Origin of the sequence: Bradyrhizobium sp. AZCC 2289 (genome assembly GCF_036924615.1) — a bacterium.
Lineage (GTDB): Bacteria > Pseudomonadota > Alphaproteobacteria > Rhizobiales > Xanthobacteraceae > Bradyrhizobium.
Genome location: NZ_JAZHRY010000001.1, coordinates 7872673 through 7890749, shown reverse-complemented (window position 1 = coordinate 7890749; position 18077 = coordinate 7872673). Strand labels below are relative to the sequence as shown.

The following is an 18077-nucleotide window of genomic DNA, read 5'->3' as shown; positions in this document are numbered from 1 at the left end:
GCCCGTCTCGGCGTGGACCGAGAGGTAGCGCTATGCGGCCTTCGCGACGTGAGTTCGTGAAGTGGGTGACGGCGAGCGGCATTGCGCTCAGCCTGTCGCGGTTGGAGGCGATGGAGCCGACCGGGTTTCCGGCGCGCGCGACGCTGCCGGGACGTGGGAGCTGGAATCCTGCGGCCAATGGCGCCGGACGGATCGACGGCGTCGCGAAGGTCACCGGCGCAAAACTCTACGCCTCCGATTTTCGCGCCGCCGATCTGCCGGGATGGCCGGCTGCCACATCGCACGCGATCCTGGTCCGCGCGCCCGGTGCCACGCATGTCTACCTCGGCATGGATCTCGCGCGCCTGAACGGCGCATCAAAGCCATCGGTGGTGGTGACGGCGGAAGACCTTGCGAAAATCGGCACTCGCGTTCCCGAATTCTATGCCAGTGATCTATTTTGTCCGATCGGCAAGACGCCGCTGTATATGGGCCAGCCGGTGGCGTTGCTGATCTTCGAGCAGTTCGATGCGTTCGACCGGGCGCGGCTGGCGCTGCGCGATGGCACGTTTGTGAAATTCGGCGAAGAAACCGGCCCCGTCGACCTTCCCAGTTATGGCGCCTTCCGTTTCACGCGTGTGGCCGGGCCGACGCCCGAGTCTCCCGACGTCTACTCCCCGATCCAGGCCGGCTGGGTGACACCGGGGCGCATCCAGAACACCGCACTTCCGGTCTGGTCATCCTACGCGAAGGAGACTGCAGCGCCCTATGGCAAAGCCGCGGTCCACGGCGAGCAGATCCGCGCCGAACTCGATGCGAAAAATCCAGCTTTGCTGGTGCTCGACCGCACCTTTGAGACCCAGTCCGTCGACCCGATGTTCCTGGAGCCGGAAGCCGGGCTCGGCTGGTACGACAGGAAAGACGAAAGACTCGAGCTCGTGCTCGGCGTTCAGGGACCTTACGAGGCCACCGAGTCGATTGCGTTCCTGCTCGGCAAGGCCCGCGCGCCGTTCAAGCCCGCGCGCATCAATACGCAGTTCACCTATCTCGGCGGCGGTTTCGGCGGGCGCGATCACACGTCCTTCGTGCTCTACGTCGCGCTCGCGGCGATGTTCTTTCCGGGCAAGCCGGTCCGGCTCGCGCATGACCGCTATCAGCAGTTTCAGGGCGGCATCAAACGTCATCCGTTCAAGATGCGCTCGCAGATCGGGATCGACCGCGCGACCGGCAAGATCAGGGCGTTCGCCGCCGACCATGTGCTGGATGGCGGCGGCATGGCGAATTTTTCGGCCAACGTCGCGGTGGTCGGCGCTACTGCAGCGATCGGCATCTATGACATCCCCAAGGTCGACGTCACCACGGTGGCGGTTCATACCCGCGGCGTCACCGCGGGATCGATGCGCGGCTACGGAACGCTGCAGACCTTGACGGCGCTCGAAGTATTGATCGATGAGGCGGCATCCGCCTTGCCGTTCAATCCGATCGAGTTCCGGCGGCGCAATGCGCTCAAGTCGAACGGCCGAACCATGATGGGAAATCTGTACACCGTCTCGGTTCGCACGCCCGAGATTCTGGACAAGCTCGAAATGCATCCGATCTGGCGGCAGCGAGCGGAGGAAAAGGCGCGCCTGCAGTCCGGCGGAATCCTCGTCGGCACCGGTGTCGCCTGCGTCACCAAGGATTACGGCACCGGCGGCGACGCTTCGCTCGGGCGTGTGGAGATCGGCGCGGACGGCGAAATCTCGATTTATGGCGATCATGTCGAGATGGGTAACGGCATCGGAACCGCATTGGCCAACCGTGTCGCCATCCACCTCGGCGGCGTCGCCGACGAAGTATCGGTGGCGCGGGTCGATACCTACGATGCGCTGGGGTTAATCAGCTCGGGCGATCCCTACACCATGGACCAGAAGACGCAGGACGCGGCGGAGAAGAATCCGCGCTGGGTGCCCGCGATCAGCTCGGCCACCAGCGCCTCGATCGGCGCGCATGTCGGCACGCATGCGGCCGCCGAAGCCGCGCGGGTCATTTTCCGTTACGGCCTGTGGCCGGCGGCGCTCGAACTCTGGCACATTCCGTCCACCGATCCCCGGGCGAAGGAATTCGCGAAAGCGCGCTGGAACGACGGGCAGCTCAGCCTGCCCGGCCTGACACCGCTGGAATTGCCGGCGGTGGCTGCGGCCGCGCATGCCCGCAATTTGGTGACGGGCGCCATCGCCCACAGCTTTTCCCGCTGGGGCTGGTCGCGCGCCCGCTTCCAGTTCGGTAGCGAGCAATACCGGGCGGAGATCGATGCGCTTGCCGTGCGCAAGGGCGGCGGAAATTTCGCGGCTCTCGACCGCGTCAGTGTCTTGTTTCCGCCGACCCATAACAACCAGAGCGGCAACGTTTATACCTCGATGTGCGGCACGCTGGTCCGCGTCGAGATCGAGCGCACAACCGGCGCGCTGCGCATCGCCAAGGCTTACAGCGTGCTCGAATGCGGGCAGCCGCTGGTGCCGGAAATCGTGCGCGGTCAGTCGCAAGGCGGTTTCGCGATGGGCGTCGGCTATGCGTTGCTGGAAAATTTGCCGCCCTACGAGGGCGGCCCCGGCAATGGCCAATGGAACCTCGGACAATATCTGGTGGCGCGGGGATCGGATCTGCCGCTACACGACCTCGAGATCGAGATGCTGCCGCCGCTGACGCCGGACGAGCCGCCAAAGGGCATGGCGGAAGTCGTGATGGTCCCGGTGGTGCCGGCGATCCTGAACGCCATCTTCGATGCCACCGGCCACCGCTTCCAGTCGCTGCCGGTCACCCAAGCCATGCTCAAGGGAGCGATCGCGTGACGAGGCTTGCCATCACCATCAACGGCCGCGCGCTCGCCCGACCGAGGTGCGCGACGATCTGACCATGAACGATTTTCTGCGCGAGCATCTCGGAATGACCGGCACCAAGTTCGGCTGCGGCGCAGCGCAATGCCTGAGCTGCGCCGTCATCATCGATAATCCGGACGGCACCAGCTACACCAGCCCGACCTGTGTCGTGTCGGCGATAAGTTTTGACGGCAAGGCGATCCGGACGGTCGAGGGCCACGCCAAAAACGGCGAACTGACCGCGCTCCAGAAGGCCTTCATCGAACACTTCGCGTTCCAGTGCGGCTACTGTACCGCCGGGTTCCTCAACGAAGCCCAGGTCTTGCTGGAGCGGCTGGCGCGAAAGCCGGTGGCGCGTGACGAACTCGAAATGACCATCGCCGAGGCGCTCGACGGGCATATCTGCCGCTGCACTGGTTACATCAAATACCACGAGGCGGTGCGTGACGTCGTTCTCGCCGATCCCAAACGTTATCTGGCCTGACCATGAAATCAGAAACCCGGTTTCAGATTTTGGTTTCGGTCGCGGCGATCGGTTTGAGCATGTTGACCGGCTACGCGGCTTCGCAACCCGTTTCGCACACGCTCGCTTCGCCCGAAAGTTTTGCCGGGATCGCCGACACCGCCGCGCGGTCGGCGGCGATGTTCACCGAACTCGGCAAGGTGCTGACGCATCCGCGCTGCACGAATTGCCATCCCGCCGGCGATCATCCGCACCAGACCGATGCGAGCCGGCTGCACCAGCCGCCGGTCGCGCGCGGTCCCGACGGGCATGGCACCGAGACGATGCGGTGTTCGATCTGTCACGGCAATGCCAATTTCGATCCCGGCCGGATGCCGGGCCATCCGGAATGGCATCTGGCGCCCCGCGAGATGGCGTGGGAAGGCAAAACGATCGCCGAGATTTGCGCCCAGATCACGGATCCCGCCCGCAACGGCGGCCGCAAGGTCGAAGACCTCATTCATCACATCGGTGCCGACACGCTGGTCGGCTGGGCCTGGCATCCCGGCTTCGGCCGCTCGCCGGCGCCCGGCACGCAGAAGGAAGCCGGCGCACTGGTGGAAGCCTGGGTGAAAACCGGCGCCGCGTGTCCGGCGAAATAATTGCGCGTGGCTTCATCCTTCGAGACGCGCTGCTGACGCAACGCTCCTCAGGATGAGGTCTTAGACCTCATCCTGAGGAGCGCGTCTTCGTGCGTCTCCGGACGATGCTTCGCATCGCCGGGAGAACCATGAGGCCCGTGGCCCATCCCTCGTGACGCCGCTTGCGCGGCTCCTCGGGATGAGGTCGGTCAACGCTCCGCGAACGCCTTTTCGACCACGAACTGCGCGGCTTCGCCGTGGTTGCCTTCGACAAAGCCCTTACCGGTCAGCAGCGCGCGGGTGTCGTGAACCAACGCCGGGCTGCCGCAGATCATGACGCGGTCATGTTCGGGTTCGAGCGACGCCAGCCCGATATCGCCGAACAGCTTGCCGGAGTTGATCAGGTCGGTGATGCGGCCACGGTTGCGGAACGGGTCGCGCGTCACGGTCGGATAATAGATCAGCTGATTGCGCACGAGGTCGCCGATCAGTTCGTCGTTCGGCAGCTTTTCGGTGATCATCTCGCCATAGGCGAGCTCTTTGACGCGGCGGCAGCCGTGCAGCAGCACCACCTTCTCGAAACGCTCATAGGTCTCGGGATCCTTGATCACGCTGAGAAACGGGGCCAAGCCCGTGCCGGTGCCGATCAGATAGAGATTGCGGCCGTCCTCGAGATTGTCGATCACCAGCGTGCCGGTGGCCTTGCGACTGACGATGATCTCGTCGCCTTGCTTTAAATGCTGGAGGCGTGAGGTCAGCGGCCCGTCCGGCACCTTGATCGAGAAGAATTCGAGGGTGTCCTCGTAATTGGCGCTGGCGACGCTGTAGGCGCGCAGCAGCGGCTTCTCGCCGACCTTCAGCCCGATCATGGTGAATTCGCCGTTCCGGAACCGGAACGAGGGATCGCGGGTGGTGGTGAAACTGAACAGCGTGTCGGTCCAGTGATGGACGCTCAAAACGCTTTCCTGGTTGAAATTGCTCATGCTGCCGATCCCACGCTGCGAAGGCCGATTGCGACGCTCAATTCATTCGTATACATTCGTTTGTATACGAATGAATAATCCGGCTTGATCCCAGTGTCAAGCCGCGCGCAAGATGGTTGCCAGCGCCCTGCGAAGGCACTGAACAAGAAGGATAAAGTGATGGCCCATGACGCCCCCCAGACCGCTGGCCCGAGCAAGCTGGTGATCCGCAATATCGGGCTGTTGCTTTCCGGCGCCATGGAAAAGCCAATCCTCGACGCCGACACGATCGTCGCCGAGAATGGAAAAATCACTGCGATCGGACGCTTCAAGGACGTCAACACCGATGACGCCACCACCACCGTCAATGCCAACGGCACCACCGTCGCGCCCGGCCTGATCGACAGCCACGTCCATCCCGTCGCCGGCGACTGGACGCCGCGGCAGAACCAGATCGGCTGGATCGACAGCTACCTGCATGGCGGCGTCACCACGATGATTTCCGCCGGCGAGGTTCATATGCCCGGCCGGCCGCGCGACGTCGTCGGCGTCAAGGCGATGGCTATCTTTGCGCAGCGCTCGTTCTGGACGCTGCGCCCTGGCGGCGTGAAAATCCATGCCGGCGCGCCCGTGATCGAAAACGAAATGGTCGAGGACGACTTCAAGGAATTGGCCGCAGCCGGTGTCAAACTGCTCGGCGAGGTCGGGCTCGGCGGCGTGAAGGATGGACCGACCGCGCGGAAAATGGTGGGCTGGGCGCGCAAATACGGCATCCAGAGCACGATCCATACCGGCGGACCTTCAATTCCCGGCTCCGGCCTGATCGACAAGGACGTGGTGCTGGAGGCCGATACCGACGTGATCGGCCACATTAATGGCGGCCATACCGCCCTGCCCGATGACCAGATCCGCTGTATCTGCGAAGGCTGCAAGCGCGGCCTCGAACTGGTTCACAACGGCAATGAGCGCTCGGCGCTGTTTACGCTGCGAACCGCGCGCGAGATGGGCGATCTCAGCCGCGTCATTCTCGGCACCGACGCACCGGCCGGCTCCGGCGTGCAGCCGCTCGGAATCCTGCGCATGGTCTCGCTGCTGTCATCGCTCGGCGATCTGCCTGCCGAAATCGCCTTCTGCCTCGCCACCGGCAACACCGCGCGGATGCGGGCGCTGGACTGCGGCATCATCGAGATTGGCCGCTCAGCCGATTTCGTGATCATGGACATGGCGCAGCATTCGCCCGGCAAGAACATTTTGCACAGCGTCCAGCTCGGTGACCTCCCCGGCATCGGCATGACCATCATCGACGGCATCGTCCGCACCCAGCGCAGCCGCAACACGCCGCCGGCGACAAGGGTGCCGGAGATTGTCGGGCACTGATCCATCCGCCGGTTTGATGTCAGGAAACGGCAGGGTCGTCATTGCGAGCCACCGGGTCGCGCCAATGCGCGCCCGATGACTGGCTCCGCGAAGCAATCCACCTCCGGCGGTTTTGCTTTTATCTTGGCGCCGCGTAACCCCTTGGGACGGGACCGCAATAGGGACTCGTAACGGAAGAAGCCGCCGCTGAGCCAACCCCAGCGGCGGCTTTTTTGTGCCTTTAAGCCGCGGTTGCCGCTTGCGCGTGCCGAGCTCGCTCGGTGTGACGCTGTTCAAGGGCGGCAATGGTCATCTTGAGATTGTCGCGCCGCTCGATCAGCGTCCTCGCCAGTATCGGATACTTAGCGTCGGATCGGTCGGAAACCCCGGCGCGCTCTTCTTCGGCTGCGATGTCGGATTCGATCAGTTGAACGGTGCGAACAAGATCAGCCAGTATCTTACTAATCACTGCGACCTCTCGTACTGCACTTTCGCGCGCTGTCTCGAAACGAGATTGTATGTTCATTTGCGTGCTCCCAATGGCTTAGTTCGGCACATCTAGAGCCTCGATGCCGAACAGCTGACACACCCATCGCAAGCTGTTTGCCAATTACGACCCGTAAGAACACGGTCATCGGAACCCATCGGCCCCGGGGCCTTCGGCCTCGCGCCGCCTACATCGGAAACGACACCCCACACTCACTGATTTTTTCTCCGGTGCCCCCGAAAAGAGGTGGGTTTTTCACAGGGCGCCACCCATCCAGAAATAAGTTCTTGTGATGGGAGTAGGTCTTCCAACTCTGAAGACTTAGAACCAGCTGTTGGCGGAATGTTTTTCCAGCCTTGGAGAACCCCATGGGTGAAGTCATCCGTTTTGTCCCGAAATCCGAGCTCGAGCGAACCCGTTTGATCCGCGAGGCCCGCGCGATATACGAAAGCATATTCCCATCGGATGATGCCGTCGGCAGCGCGCAGCATGACCGCAGGGAATGAGCGCGCCCGCAAGCAGCGCTACGCGTGAGCGCGGCGCGATAGCATCAGACACCGGACGGCTAATCGCGTTCACAAGACAGACCCGCGTCACTCACGTTCGATCGCTGGTAAAACCGGTGGCGCGCCGGCCCGGACGGCTGGGATCCAACTCGGCGACCTCCCTGGCATCGGCATGACATCATCGACGGCATCGTGTGGACGCAACGCAGCCGCAACACGCCAGCGGTGACGCGGGTGCCGGAGATCGTGGTGCGCTGATTGTCGCAGGCCTGGCCCCTGCATCGTTCCTTTCACCTGATGCCATTGAGGAGTATGGTGACCACAAGCGAACCCCAGCCGGCGGCACTCGCAAGAGGAATCAACGAGCCGGGTTAGTTTTTGCTGCTGCATGCCGCTGAGCCGTGTTGGTATACACCAAGGCAAACAGGGAGGCAGTCCGATGACGATCAGGCCAGATCCCACATTTCATGCATCGCCGAAGCTTGCAATGGAAGCCCCGCCAGAGAGCTTTGCCTACACCTTGCTGCTCAGCCCGGACTTTTCAGAACCCGACGCGCTCGCGGTGATTGATGCAAAGCCTGACTCTCCGACCTTCAGCCAGGTCGTCCACACACTTACAATGCCCAACAAGGGTGACGAGTTTCACCATTTCGGATGGAACGCCTGTTCGTCGGCCCTGTCGCCGCTCGCCGCGCACGCATTCCTCGAGCGCCGCTATCTCATCATTCCCGGTATGCGGTCGTCCCGGATTTACATCGTTGACACGAAACCGGATCCCACCAAGGCCAGCATTCACAGGATCATCGAGCCTGAAGAAATCTTCAAGAAGACCGGCTACTCGCGGCCCCACACGGTCCATTGCGGGCCTGAAGGCATTTACATCAGCACGCTCGGTGGCGGCGGCAAGGATGGGACCGATGGACCGCCCGGCGTCTTCATCATGGACTGCGAGACATTCGATGTCCTCGGACGCTGGGAGATCGATCGTGGCACCCAGAAACTGCACTATGACTTTTGGTGGAATCTGCCGCGCGACTACATGGTGACGAGCGAGTGGGCGTTGCCACCGCAGTTCGAGAACGGGATCGTGCCGGAGGATCTGCTCTCGAACAAATATGGCCATCGGATCCACTTCTGGGATCTGCGGGCGCGGCGGAATGTCCAGACCATCGATCTCGGCGCCAACCATCAAATGGCGCTGGAAGTGCGCCCCGCTCACGATCCCGTTCGCGAGTACGGCTTCCTGGGCGTCGTGGTCGACACCACAAACCTCGAAGGCTCGATCTGGACCTGGTGGCGCGAGGGCGGCACGTTTCACATCGAGAAGACGGCGACGATCCCGCCGGAGGCCGCGCCGAAGGACCAGCTGCCGCCGCTTCTGCAGGGCTTCGGCGCCGTGCCGCCGCTGGTATCCGATATCGACCTGTCCATGGATGACAAGTTTCTCTACGTCGCGTGCTGGGGCACCGGCGAGATGCGTCAATACGATGTCAGCGATCCCCGAAAGCCGAAGCTCGCCGGATCGGTCCACATCGGCGGCATTGTACGCCGTACGCCTCATCCGAACGGCAAGGCCTTTGCCGGCGGCCCGCAGATGGTCGAGATCAGCCGCGATGGCAAACGCGTATACTGGACCAACTCGCTCTACTCGACGTGGGACGACCAGTTCTATCCGAGTGGAATACCGGGCGCTGAGGTCATGGCCAATGCAGGCCCGGGCGGCGGGCTCGAGCTGGCCAGGGATTACTGGGTCAGCTTCCCCGACGGGTACCGGGCGCATCAGATCCGCCTCGACGGCGGTGACTGTTCGACGGATTCGTTCTGCTATCCGTCGGTTTGAATGTGAGCGCGGCCGATTGGACACCGGCCTGGCTCTGGCTGGTTGTCATCGCGAGCGGCCTCTATCACGGAGTAAATCCGGGAATGGGGTGGCCGCTCGCCGTATCGGCTGGATTGATGGAACGGAGTTCGCGCGCGCTGGTGGCCGCGCTTGGGCCGCTGGCGGCCGGCCATCTGCTGGCGATGCTGCTGGTGATCCTTCCCTTCGCGCTGCTGGTCGCCCTCGTCGAATGGCAGCGCCAGATACAGATCGGCGCCAGCCTGCTTGTCATCGGGTTCGGCATCTTCCGGCTTGTCGCGAGGGGCCATCCGCGGGCACTGGCGCGAATACGACCGACGCAACTGGGACTTTGGTCCTTCGCGGTGGCGATCGCCCATGGTGCGGGACTGATGCTGGTGCCAATCTATCTCGGGCTATGCCGGGAAGCCGACCTGGACAAGGGCCACGAGGCCGTCGGGACCCTCATCAATGCCAATCTCGGTATGGCCGCGCTCGTCTCCATCGTTCACACCAGCACGATGATCGCCGCCGGCGGATTCCTGGCGTGGCTGGTCTACCGCTATCTCGGTCTCAAATTCGTATCGCGGAGCTGGTTCAACCTGGATACATCGTGGGCCGTTAGCCTCATTCTGGTGGGGGTCATTGCGCTCGGGTTCGGCCTCGCGGAATAGCGCGAACTCCGCGCGGCATTGCAACGTGACGGCAATTCAAACTGAATGAAGCACGCGCCCTGTCACCGCAGCTTGTTCAGCAATCCCATCAGCGTCTCGCGCTCCCTGGCATCGAGCGGCGCCAGCGTCTCCTTGGTGATCGCCAGCGCGTTCGGCGCGGCTTTTTCGGCCAACTGCTGACCGGCGCGCGTCAGACTCACCAGCAAGCGCCGGCCGTCCTCGGGATCGGGGCTGGTCTCGGTCAGGCCGCGGGCGGTGAGGCGGTCGATCACGCCCTTGATGGTGGCGACGTCCATTGCCGTCAGCCGCCCGAGCAGGTTTTGCGAGCACGGCCCGGTCTCGGTCAGTTTTGCCAGCGCCGCCCATTGCGTCGGCGTCAGGTTGATGCCGATATCGCGGGCGAAGATCGTGGCATGGCGTTGCCATACCTGGCGCAGGATGAAGCCGATCTGCTCGTCCAGGATGTAGGACGGTTTTGACAGCTTGACGCTTCGCTTGGGCGAACCATTTCTGGCCATGGCGTTTCCCATCCCTATTCTTGTCCTGCGCCGGTCACAGCGACAGATGCGCGTCGCGGATATCCGGGCGCGCGTCGAGTTCGCTCATCGTGCCGCCGAAACAGATCTTGCCGCGCTCGATGATATAGGCGCGATCGGAAATCAGTCGCGCGAAGTGCAAATTCTGCTCGGATACCACAATGCTTACGCCCTCTTTCTTCATCGTCAGGATGGCGTCGACCATCTGCTCGACGATTTTTGGCGACAGTCCCTCCGACGGCTCGTCGAGCAGCACCAGCGACGGATTTCCCATCAGGGTGCGCGCGATCGTCAGCATCTGCTGCTCGCCACCACTCATCCGCCCGCCTGCGCGGCCGCGCATTTCGCCGAGGTTCGGAAACAGCGTGAACAGCTTTTCCCGAGTCCAATACGGCGCATTCGGCCGCTTCGGTTGCCGGCCGACTTCGAGATTTTCCTCGACCGTCAGATCGGTGAAGATACGGCGCTCTTCCGGCACATAGCCGAGCCCGCCGCGCACGATCGCGTGCGTCGGCTCGTCCGATACGTCCTTGCCTTCGAACAGGATACGGCCGGTGCGGATCGCGACCAGGCCGACGATGGAGCGGAAGGTCGTCGACTTGCCGGCGCCATTGCGCCCGAGCAACGCGACTACCTCGCCATCGCCGACTTCAAGTCCGATATCGAACAGGATATGCGCCGGGCCATAAAAGCTGTTGAGGTCCTTGACTGAAAGCTTCATGCACCCGCTCCTTCGCGGTGGCGCGCGTCATAGACCAGACCCTCGCCGAGATAGATGGCGCGGACTTGCGGATTGCCGCGGACTTCTTCCGGCGATCCCTCGGCGATCAATGTGCCGCGATTGAGCACCAGGATGCGGTCGGCGTGCTCGAACACCACGTCCATGTCGTGTTCGGTGAAGAGAACGCCAATCGACTGTTCGCGGGCGATGCGCGCGGTGAGCCGCATCAATTCGATGCGCTCGCGCGGCGCCATGCCGGCGGTCGGCTCGTCCATCAGCAGGAGTTTCGGCTGATTGGCCAGCGCCACAGCGAGTTCGAGCCGCTTGAGATCGCCATAGGCGAGTTCGCCGCAGGGGCGCTCGGCGTAGGCACCCATGCCGACGAGATCCAATAGCCGTCCGGCCTCGTCCCGCGCGTAATGCGCCGTCGAGGTCCAGAGATTGAACAATTGCCGGCCAAACGACACCAGCGCGACCTGAACATTCTCGCGTACCGTCATGGTCGGGAATGTCGCCGTGATCTGAAAAGTGCGGCCGACGCCGAGCCGCCAGATCGCGCGTGGCTTCCTTCCCGCGGTATCCTCGCCCAGCAGATTGATCCGGCCGCTATCGGGAATGTTCTGGCCGTTGAGCATGTCGAAGCAGGTGCTCTTGCCGGCGCCGTTGGGGCCGATCAGCGCCAGAATTTCGCCGGCGCGCAGTTCGAACGAGACGCCGCGCACGGCATGCACGCCGCCATAGGACTTCGTCAGCCCATCGACCGACAGCAATGTAGGGACCATGCTCATTCGGCGGTCTCGATGCGCGAGGTGACCAGTGCAGTCTTTGGTGAAGAAGGATGACGGCGATTCCTGATCGTCTCCAGCATTCCGACGATGCCCTTGGGGAATGCCACCACGATCAGGACGATGAAGCCGCCAAGCACCAGCTTGGAGAGATCGGTCTGACTCACCAGCCAGATATTCAGCGCCTTGTAGACGATGGCGCCGACGACCGCGCCGGAGACGGTTTCGACGCCGCCGAGCAGCACCATGACCAGTGCATCGACCGAAAGCGATATGCCGAGGCTGTCGGGGAACACGCTGCCCTTGAGGTACGCAAACAGCGCGCCGGCGACGCCGGCGACGGTGCCGGCGATCACAAAGGCGGTCCACTGGATGCGCTTGCCGTTGATGCCGACGGCTTCACTGCGCAGCGGCGAATCCCGCGTCGCGCGTAGCGCAAAGCCGAATGGCGAGAACACGATGATCCGCAGCACCGCCACCGCCAATGCCGCGATCCCAAGCGAGAGCCAGTAAAAATGCGACGGGCTCGCCGCCCATTTCTCCGGCCAGACGCCCAAAATGCCGTTGTCGCCGCCCGTGACCGCGACCCACTGGAACGCGATCGACCAGACGATCTGCGCAAACGCCAGCGTCAGCATCGCGAAATAGACGCCGGACAATTGCACGGCGAAGAAGCCGAACACCGCAGCCCCAAGACATCCGAGCAGCGGGCCAAGCAGAAGCGAGACGATCATCGGCAGTCCCGCCATCTTGGCGAGGAACGCGACGCCATAGGCGCCGAGCCCGAAATAGGCGGCATGGCCGAACGAGGCGAGCCCGCCGACCGACATCAGGAAATGCAGGCTGGCCGCAAAGATCACGAAGATCGCGATCTCGGAACCCACGGTCAGCGCGTAGTTGCCGCTGACGAACGGCAGAACTGCCGCTGCGATCAGCGCAGCCACCGCGGCCCATCGTTCGCCCGGGCCGAGCGGACGCCAGGGATTGACGGTGAGACCCGGCGTGCGGCGCGCCGGCGCCTCGGCTTTGCCGAATAGCCCCCACGGCCGCACGATCAGCACCACCGCCATCACCAGAAACACCAGGATGATCGATATTTTCGGGAAGATCAGGATGCCGAAGGCGTTGAGCTCCGACACCAGCACGGCGGCCACGAAAGCGCCGATGATGCTGCCGAGGCCGCCGATCACCACCACGACGAAGACATCGACGATGATGCGCAGGTCCAGCGCGTGATGCACGGCATCGCGTGGAATCTGCAGCGCGCCGCCGAGGGCGGCGAGAAAAACGCCGAGCGCGAACACGCTGGTGAACAGCCATTTTTGATTGACGCCGAGCGCCGCCACCATGTCGCGGTCCTGCGTCGCGGCGCGAACCAGCACGCCCCAGCGCGTGCGCTGGAACATCAGCCACAGCAATCCCAGCACGACCGGGCTGAGCGCGATCAGAAACAGATCGTAACTCGGAATGTTCTGGCCGAAGAAATCGACCGCGCCCTTGAAGCCCGGCGCGCGGCGGCCGAGCAGATCCTCCGGTCCCCAGATCAACACCACGAGATCCTCGACCATCAAGGTCAGGCCGAAGGTCGCGAGCAACTGAAACAGCTCCGGCGCGTGATAGATTCGCCGGAGCAACACCATCTCCACCAGCACGCCGACCGCGGCCACCACCAGCGCAGCGACGACCATGGCGCCCCAAAATCCAACCGCGCCGGAAAATCGTTCGGTCAGCGTGAACGCGACATAGGCGCCGAGCATGTAGAACGCGCCATGGGCGAAATTGACGATCCGCGTCACGCCGAAAATGATCGACAGGCCTGAGGCCACCAGAAACAGCGACGCCGCGCTGGCCAGACCAGTCAGGAACTGAACGAAGTAAAAGGCCATGGGCGGTCCGGGTTAGATTTCAACTCACCTCTCCCCGCCTGCGGGGAGAGGTCGGCGCGCAGCGCCGGGTGAGGGGGAATCTCCACATGCTCACTCGCAGAGAAAGCCCCTCACCCCAACCCTCTCCCCGTAAGAACGGGGAGAGGGAGAAGAGCGTCACTCCTTCGGTCGAAGCTTTTCGACTTCGGCATCACCGGGCAGATAGTCGGAACCCTTGCGGTAGACCGAATCCACCATCACGCCCTTGCCGTCCTTGACCGCGGTCTTGCCGACGTAAGCGCCGAGCGTGGACTGATGGTCGATCTTGCGGAAGGTGATCTCGCCGAGCGGTGACGGCACCGACAATCCCTCCGTCGCTGCGATCAGCTTCTCCGGATCGGTCGAATTCGCTTTCGCAAGGATCGCCGCCGCCGATTTGATGGTCTGGTAGCCGACGATCGAGCCGAGCCGCGGATAGTCGTTGTACTTGGCCTGATAGGCCTTCAGGAACGCGTCATGCTCCGGCGTCTTGATCGAGTACCAGGGATAGCCGGTCACAATCCAGCCGTCCGGCGTCTCCTCCTTCAGCGGATCGAGATATTCCGGCTCGCCGGTGAGGAAACTCACCACCGCGCGGTCCTTGAACAGGCCGCGGGTGTTGCCTTCACGCACGAATTTGACGAGATCGGCGCCGAAGGTGACGTTGAGGATCGCCTCGGGATTGGCGGCGGCCAGCGCCTGCACCACCGGACCCGCATCGATCTTGCCCTGCGGCGGCCACTGCTCGTCAACCCACTGGATGTCGGGCCGCTTTTCCGACATGAGCTTCTTGAATACCGCGACCGCCGACTGGCCGTATTCATAATTCGGCGCAATCGTTGCCCAGCGTTTGGCGGGCAGTTTTGCCGCTTCTTCCACCAGCATCGCGGCTTGCATGTAGTTGGAGGGACGGAGGCGGAAGGTGTAGCGGTTGCCCTTGGCCCAGGTGATGGCGTCGGTCAGCGGTTCTGCCGCGAGGAAAAATACCTTCTTCTGATTGGCAAAATCGCTGACGGCGAGACCGATATTGGACAGGAACGTGCCCGTCAGCATCGCCACGTTTTCGCTCGATACTAACTCGTTGGCGGCGGTCTGCGCGTCGGCCGGCTTGCCGCCGTCATCCTTGGAGACGACGACGAGTTTTTTGCCGTTGATACCGCCCGCGGCATTGATCTCTTCGACCGCGAGCTGCCAGCCCTTGCGATAGGGCTCGGTGAACGCGGGCAACAGCGAATAGCTGTTGATCTCGCCAATCTTGATTTCGCTTTGGGCCATGGCGGTATTGGCCACGCCGGCGACCATGATCGCCAATCCCGCTCCCAGCAAATAACTCCGTCGCATACCCAACCTCCAATGTTGCAGAGAATTATCTCAAACCGTCTTCGCCCTTGACTTCAGAAATCGTGAGCCCGCCGACCCGCGGCAGCGGCCGGCCGCTGTCGGTCACCGCGACCGCAACCATGATCTCGTTGGCGCGCGGCGCATCGTTGATCTGCACCTCCATGCCGTCGAAATGGCTGCGCACGAACGCCGCATCCTTGTGCCCGAGCGGAATATCCAGCGTGGTACCGGGGCCGCTGCGCTTCTTCGACGACGGAATCAGCGCAGCACCCTTGCTCAGCACTTTCCGCACCGGCGCGCCCATCTTGGGATGCAAGATCGCGGCCGCATGCTCGAGTTCGCCGTTTTCGCCGACCGCGGCGGCCTTGCCGTAGCTTTGCGCCTTGGCGCCGTCGATCCCGAGCGCCGCCACTGCCCTTTTCGACAGCAATTCGCCGAGTTCCTCGCCGATCGCAATCAGCGGCGAGAGGTCCTCGACATATTTTCCGGCAAACGGGTTTTCGATCACGGCAATCGCCGCTGCGCGCCGGGTCGGCGGCGAAATCTTCTGCCCCATCTCCAGATGGGTTTCCTCGACCACCGTGACGATTTTGCGAATGATCGCGCTCATCCCTGTCAGTCCTGTTCCCGATCAAGCATGCATCATGCTTTCTATCGTCTGGTTGTGAAGCGCTTGCGATCCCTGCGTCGGGGTCCCCGTCACCCCCACCACGACGATTTCGCCGAGTAGCCGCAAGGCCGCACCCTCGATCAATCCTGCCACGAGCAGTTGGCGGGCGCGCCGTGCACCCGCCGCGAGCGCGTCCTCGATCTCATCGTTCGACAGCTTTCCGACGTCCCGGGTGACAAGGCGCGGACCGAGATCGCTATCGGCCTGCAACTCGTTGGCCGGGCGGCGGACAATCGCGGGATGCCCGGGCAGATCGACGGCATTGGCGATGATGGTCGCGGCCGAATCCGCTTGCGACGCCGTTCGCGCCAGCACGGTGACGGCGTCAGCAATGCCGAGCGAGAAGCTCCGGCCGTGGCGTCCGCTGGTCGCGACGCCCCGGATGCAATCGTCAGCCTCGATGACCATCGTCCGCAGCAATCCATGCCGGTCCGGACGGTCCATTAGGCCCACCGTGAACTGTTCGCCTTCGGCCAGATGCAGCGCGATATCGCCACCATTATTGACGTAAGCGCGATCGAGCCGTGCTGCGCCCTGCATCGCGCCGAGAATCTCTTCCGCCACGCTGCCAGCCACCGCCGCCATCGGCGTGATGAAGCAATCGGCCGCAAATGGCGCGACCGCCGCATGCATGCGGCGCGCAACGACGCCTTTCAGGGAGCATCGCGCCGGATCGGCCGCGCTGCGCAATTCCGAAAGCTCGGCGCAGAGTTCATCCAGCAAGCCGGTGAAGCGCCGCGCCGCGGCCTCGTAAGCCGCACCAACATCCGCGTCGTTGCCTTTCGCCTCGACGATCAGATCAATCGGACCGTCCTGCAAATGCAGCCGCTTGCCGTCGGGTAGAAGCGCGATTTGCGGCAGCCGTTTCATGCGCGACGCCCGGGAATGTAAGGCATCGGACGGGTTTCAGTGTTGTCCTTCAACGACGCCAGCGGACGCACATAATCCATATGACCGCCCAGTGCGGCATAATCCGACAGTTTGAGCGTAAATTCGATCGGCGCCACCAGCGCCGGCGTCGGAACGTAACCGAACGCGCCTGCCGGCATCTGCGTGACGTCGACCATGAAGGTGATGCCGCCGCCCGGCCAGACATAAACAGGCGCGCCACCGCTGGTGACGCGCGTCAGCGCGTCCTTCACCGAGCGCGTCAGCCGCACCGGATTGTCGGTGACGCCGGCGCGCAGCGATCCGCCGGCCCCGCCCATGAACAACACCGTGCATAGCGCCGGTTCGCAATTTTCCTGAATGCGCTCGACCGACATTTTCAGGTCAAGCGGCATCTCGCGCTCGACCGGCTTCAGCGCCTCGTCGAGTTCGTAATACGCCGCATGTTCGCCGGTGGTGGAGACCATCAGCATGGTGAGGCCCGGCCGCGCCTCCTTCGGATCGAATGGGCCGAGCACCGACAACGGATCGGAAATCTTGGTGCCGCCCCAGCCGGTGCCGGGCTCGGCGACCTGGAAATAGCGGCCCGGCGTCGAGCGCCGGCCCTTCATCTTGATCCCGGTATCGGGAATATCCAGCAGCTTGCCGGCCTGATGTTCGCTGAGGACGCCGGTAATGTGGTCATCCACCACGACTACCTCATCGACCTTGCCCTGCCACTGCTTGGCGAACATGCCGATAGTGGCCGAGCCGCAGCCGACCCGCATGCGTTCTTCCGCGACGCCATTGACGATCGGCGGATAGCCGGCTTGCACCACCACGGTGGCGCCGCCGTCGATCGTGAGTTCGACCGGCTTGCAATTGGAGAGGTCCATCAGCGCGTCGCAGGTGACGCGGCCTTCCTTCTTGGAACCGCCGGTGAGATGATGCACGCCGCCGAGCGACAGCATCTGCGAGCCGTATTCGGACGTCGTGACATGACCGATCGCTTCGCCCTGCGCGCGCACGGTCGCGGTTTCCGGACCGAGATAGCGGTCGGTGTCGATCTTCACCTTGACGCCGCAATAGCTGAAGATGCCTTCGGTCACGACCGTGACCATGTCGACGCCGTCGATCTCCGAGGAAACGATAAAGGGCGCCGGCTTGTAGTCAGGGTAAGTCGTGCCTGCCCCGATCGCCGTGACAAAGACCTCCGGCTGATGGACGATCTTGCCGTCCCAGTCGCCGGTGGCCTGAAACGGCACCAGCCGGCCACCGTGCTCAACCGTTCGCTCCAGCACGATATGCGGATCGACCCGCACCAGTTCGCCGTTGTGATTGGCGTAGCGGTCGCAGGCGCCTGCCGCGCCCGGCTTGATGTAGCACATCACCGGGCAGGCATCGCAGCGGATCTTGTCGCCACCGGCGGCGGTCGTCATGTCAGTCATGAACAAGCCTACTCTCGGGCGGCCTCAATCATACCCCGTTTTCAGCCGCCGGGCATATTGTTC

At 63.3% G+C, this 18077-nt stretch carries 16 protein-coding genes and 1 pseudogene; 7 read left to right on the top strand and 10 right to left on the bottom strand.

Going from position 1 to position 18077, the window contains the following annotated elements:
* Positions 1–32: 32 nt before the first annotated feature.
* From V1289_RS37240 to V1289_RS37230, 3 genes and pseudogenes are all read left to right on the top strand, one after another.
* Entirely contained in the window at positions 33–2810 is a 2778-nt protein-coding gene (locus V1289_RS37240; RefSeq protein ID WP_334403757.1) for a xanthine dehydrogenase family protein molybdopterin-binding subunit, read from the top strand.
* Positions 2807–3321 (top strand): annotated as a pseudogene (locus V1289_RS37235) ((2Fe-2S)-binding protein). The gene V1289_RS37240 and the pseudogene V1289_RS37235 overlap by 4 nt, the downstream one beginning before the upstream one ends.
* Positions 3322–3323: 2 nt before the next feature.
* On the top strand, positions 3324–3941 hold the full coding sequence (locus tag V1289_RS37230; RefSeq protein ID WP_334403755.1) for an Isoquinoline 1-oxidoreductase subunit: 618 nt from the start codon (positions 3324–3326) through the stop codon (positions 3939–3941).
* Positions 3942–4129: 188 nt separating this feature from the next.
* Here the strand turns inward: V1289_RS37230 and V1289_RS37225 are convergent, their stop codons facing one another.
* Positions 4130–4903: a ferredoxin--NADP reductase gene (locus tag V1289_RS37225; RefSeq protein ID WP_309183450.1), complete on the bottom strand. Its 774-nt coding sequence runs from the start codon at positions 4901–4903 to the stop codon at positions 4130–4132.
* 159 nt (positions 4904–5062) lie between these two features.
* On the opposite strand from V1289_RS37225, the gene V1289_RS37220 reads away from it, so the two are divergent.
* Positions 5063–6259 carry an Enamidase gene (locus tag V1289_RS37220; RefSeq protein WP_334403752.1) on the top strand — a complete coding sequence of 399 codons (1197 nt, stop codon included), beginning with the start codon at positions 5063–5065 and terminating at the stop codon, positions 6257–6259.
* A 220-nt stretch (positions 6260–6479) separates the two neighbouring features.
* Here V1289_RS37220 and V1289_RS37215 read toward each other — a convergent pair whose 3' ends face one another.
* Positions 6480–6707 (bottom strand): hypothetical protein, encoded by a 228-nt coding sequence (locus V1289_RS37215; protein WP_334403750.1) that lies wholly within the window; start codon positions 6705–6707, stop codon positions 6480–6482.
* Positions 6708–7093: 386 nt separating this feature from the next.
* On the opposite strand from V1289_RS37215, the gene V1289_RS37210 reads away from it, so the two are divergent.
* The 3 genes from V1289_RS37210 (at position 7094) to V1289_RS37200 (ending at position 9742) form a co-directional block, all read left to right on the top strand.
* Positions 7094–7231 carry a hypothetical protein gene (locus V1289_RS37210; protein ID WP_334403748.1) on the top strand — a complete coding sequence of 46 codons (138 nt, stop codon included), beginning with the start codon at positions 7094–7096 and terminating at the stop codon, positions 7229–7231.
* A gap of 439 nt (positions 7232–7670) precedes the next feature.
* Complete coding sequence (locus tag V1289_RS37205; protein ID WP_334403746.1) at positions 7671–9071, top strand: selenium-binding protein SBP56-related protein; 1401 nt, start codon at positions 7671–7673, stop codon at positions 9069–9071.
* Positions 9072–9073: 2 nt separating this feature from the next.
* A complete protein-coding gene (locus V1289_RS37200; protein WP_334403744.1) occupies positions 9074–9742 on the top strand; it encodes a hypothetical protein in 669 nt (222 codons plus the stop codon).
* Between the two features lie 62 nt (positions 9743–9804).
* Here V1289_RS37200 and V1289_RS37195 read toward each other — a convergent pair whose 3' ends face one another.
* The 8 genes from V1289_RS37195 to V1289_RS37160 all read right to left on the bottom strand — a co-directional run bounded on the left by V1289_RS37195 (position 9805) and on the right by V1289_RS37160 (position 18014).
* Positions 9805–10260 (bottom strand): MarR family winged helix-turn-helix transcriptional regulator, encoded by a 456-nt coding sequence (locus V1289_RS37195; RefSeq protein ID WP_334403742.1) that lies wholly within the window; start codon positions 10258–10260, stop codon positions 9805–9807.
* Positions 10261–10294: 34 nt separating this feature from the next.
* A complete protein-coding gene (locus tag V1289_RS37190) occupies positions 10295–10999 on the bottom strand; it encodes an ABC transporter ATP-binding protein (RefSeq protein ID WP_334403740.1) in 705 nt (234 codons plus the stop codon).
* Complete coding sequence (locus V1289_RS37185; RefSeq protein WP_334403738.1) at positions 10996–11787, bottom strand: ABC transporter ATP-binding protein; 792 nt, start codon at positions 11785–11787, stop codon at positions 10996–10998. The genes V1289_RS37190 and V1289_RS37185 overlap by 4 nt, the downstream gene beginning before the upstream one ends.
* Positions 11784–13670, bottom strand: coding sequence for an ABC transporter permease (locus V1289_RS37180; RefSeq protein WP_334403736.1), 1887 nt, complete (start codon positions 13668–13670; stop codon positions 11784–11786). The genes V1289_RS37185 and V1289_RS37180 overlap by 4 nt, the downstream gene beginning before the upstream one ends.
* Before the next feature lie 156 nt (positions 13671–13826).
* A complete protein-coding gene (locus V1289_RS37175; RefSeq protein WP_334403734.1) occupies positions 13827–15029 on the bottom strand; it encodes an ABC transporter substrate-binding protein in 1203 nt (400 codons plus the stop codon).
* A gap of 25 nt (positions 15030–15054) precedes the next feature.
* Entirely contained in the window at positions 15055–15639 is a 585-nt protein-coding gene (locus tag V1289_RS37170) for an amino acid synthesis family protein (protein WP_334403732.1), read from the bottom strand.
* Between the two features lie 21 nt (positions 15640–15660).
* Entirely contained in the window at positions 15661–16569 is a 909-nt protein-coding gene (locus tag V1289_RS37165) for a UPF0280 family protein (RefSeq protein WP_334403730.1), read from the bottom strand.
* Positions 16566–18014 carry a 6-hydroxynicotinate reductase gene (locus V1289_RS37160; RefSeq protein WP_334403728.1) on the bottom strand — a complete coding sequence of 483 codons (1449 nt, stop codon included), beginning with the start codon at positions 18012–18014 and terminating at the stop codon, positions 16566–16568. Before V1289_RS37160 ends, V1289_RS37165 begins: the two co-directional genes overlap by 4 nt.
* Positions 18015–18077 lie beyond the last annotated feature (63 nt).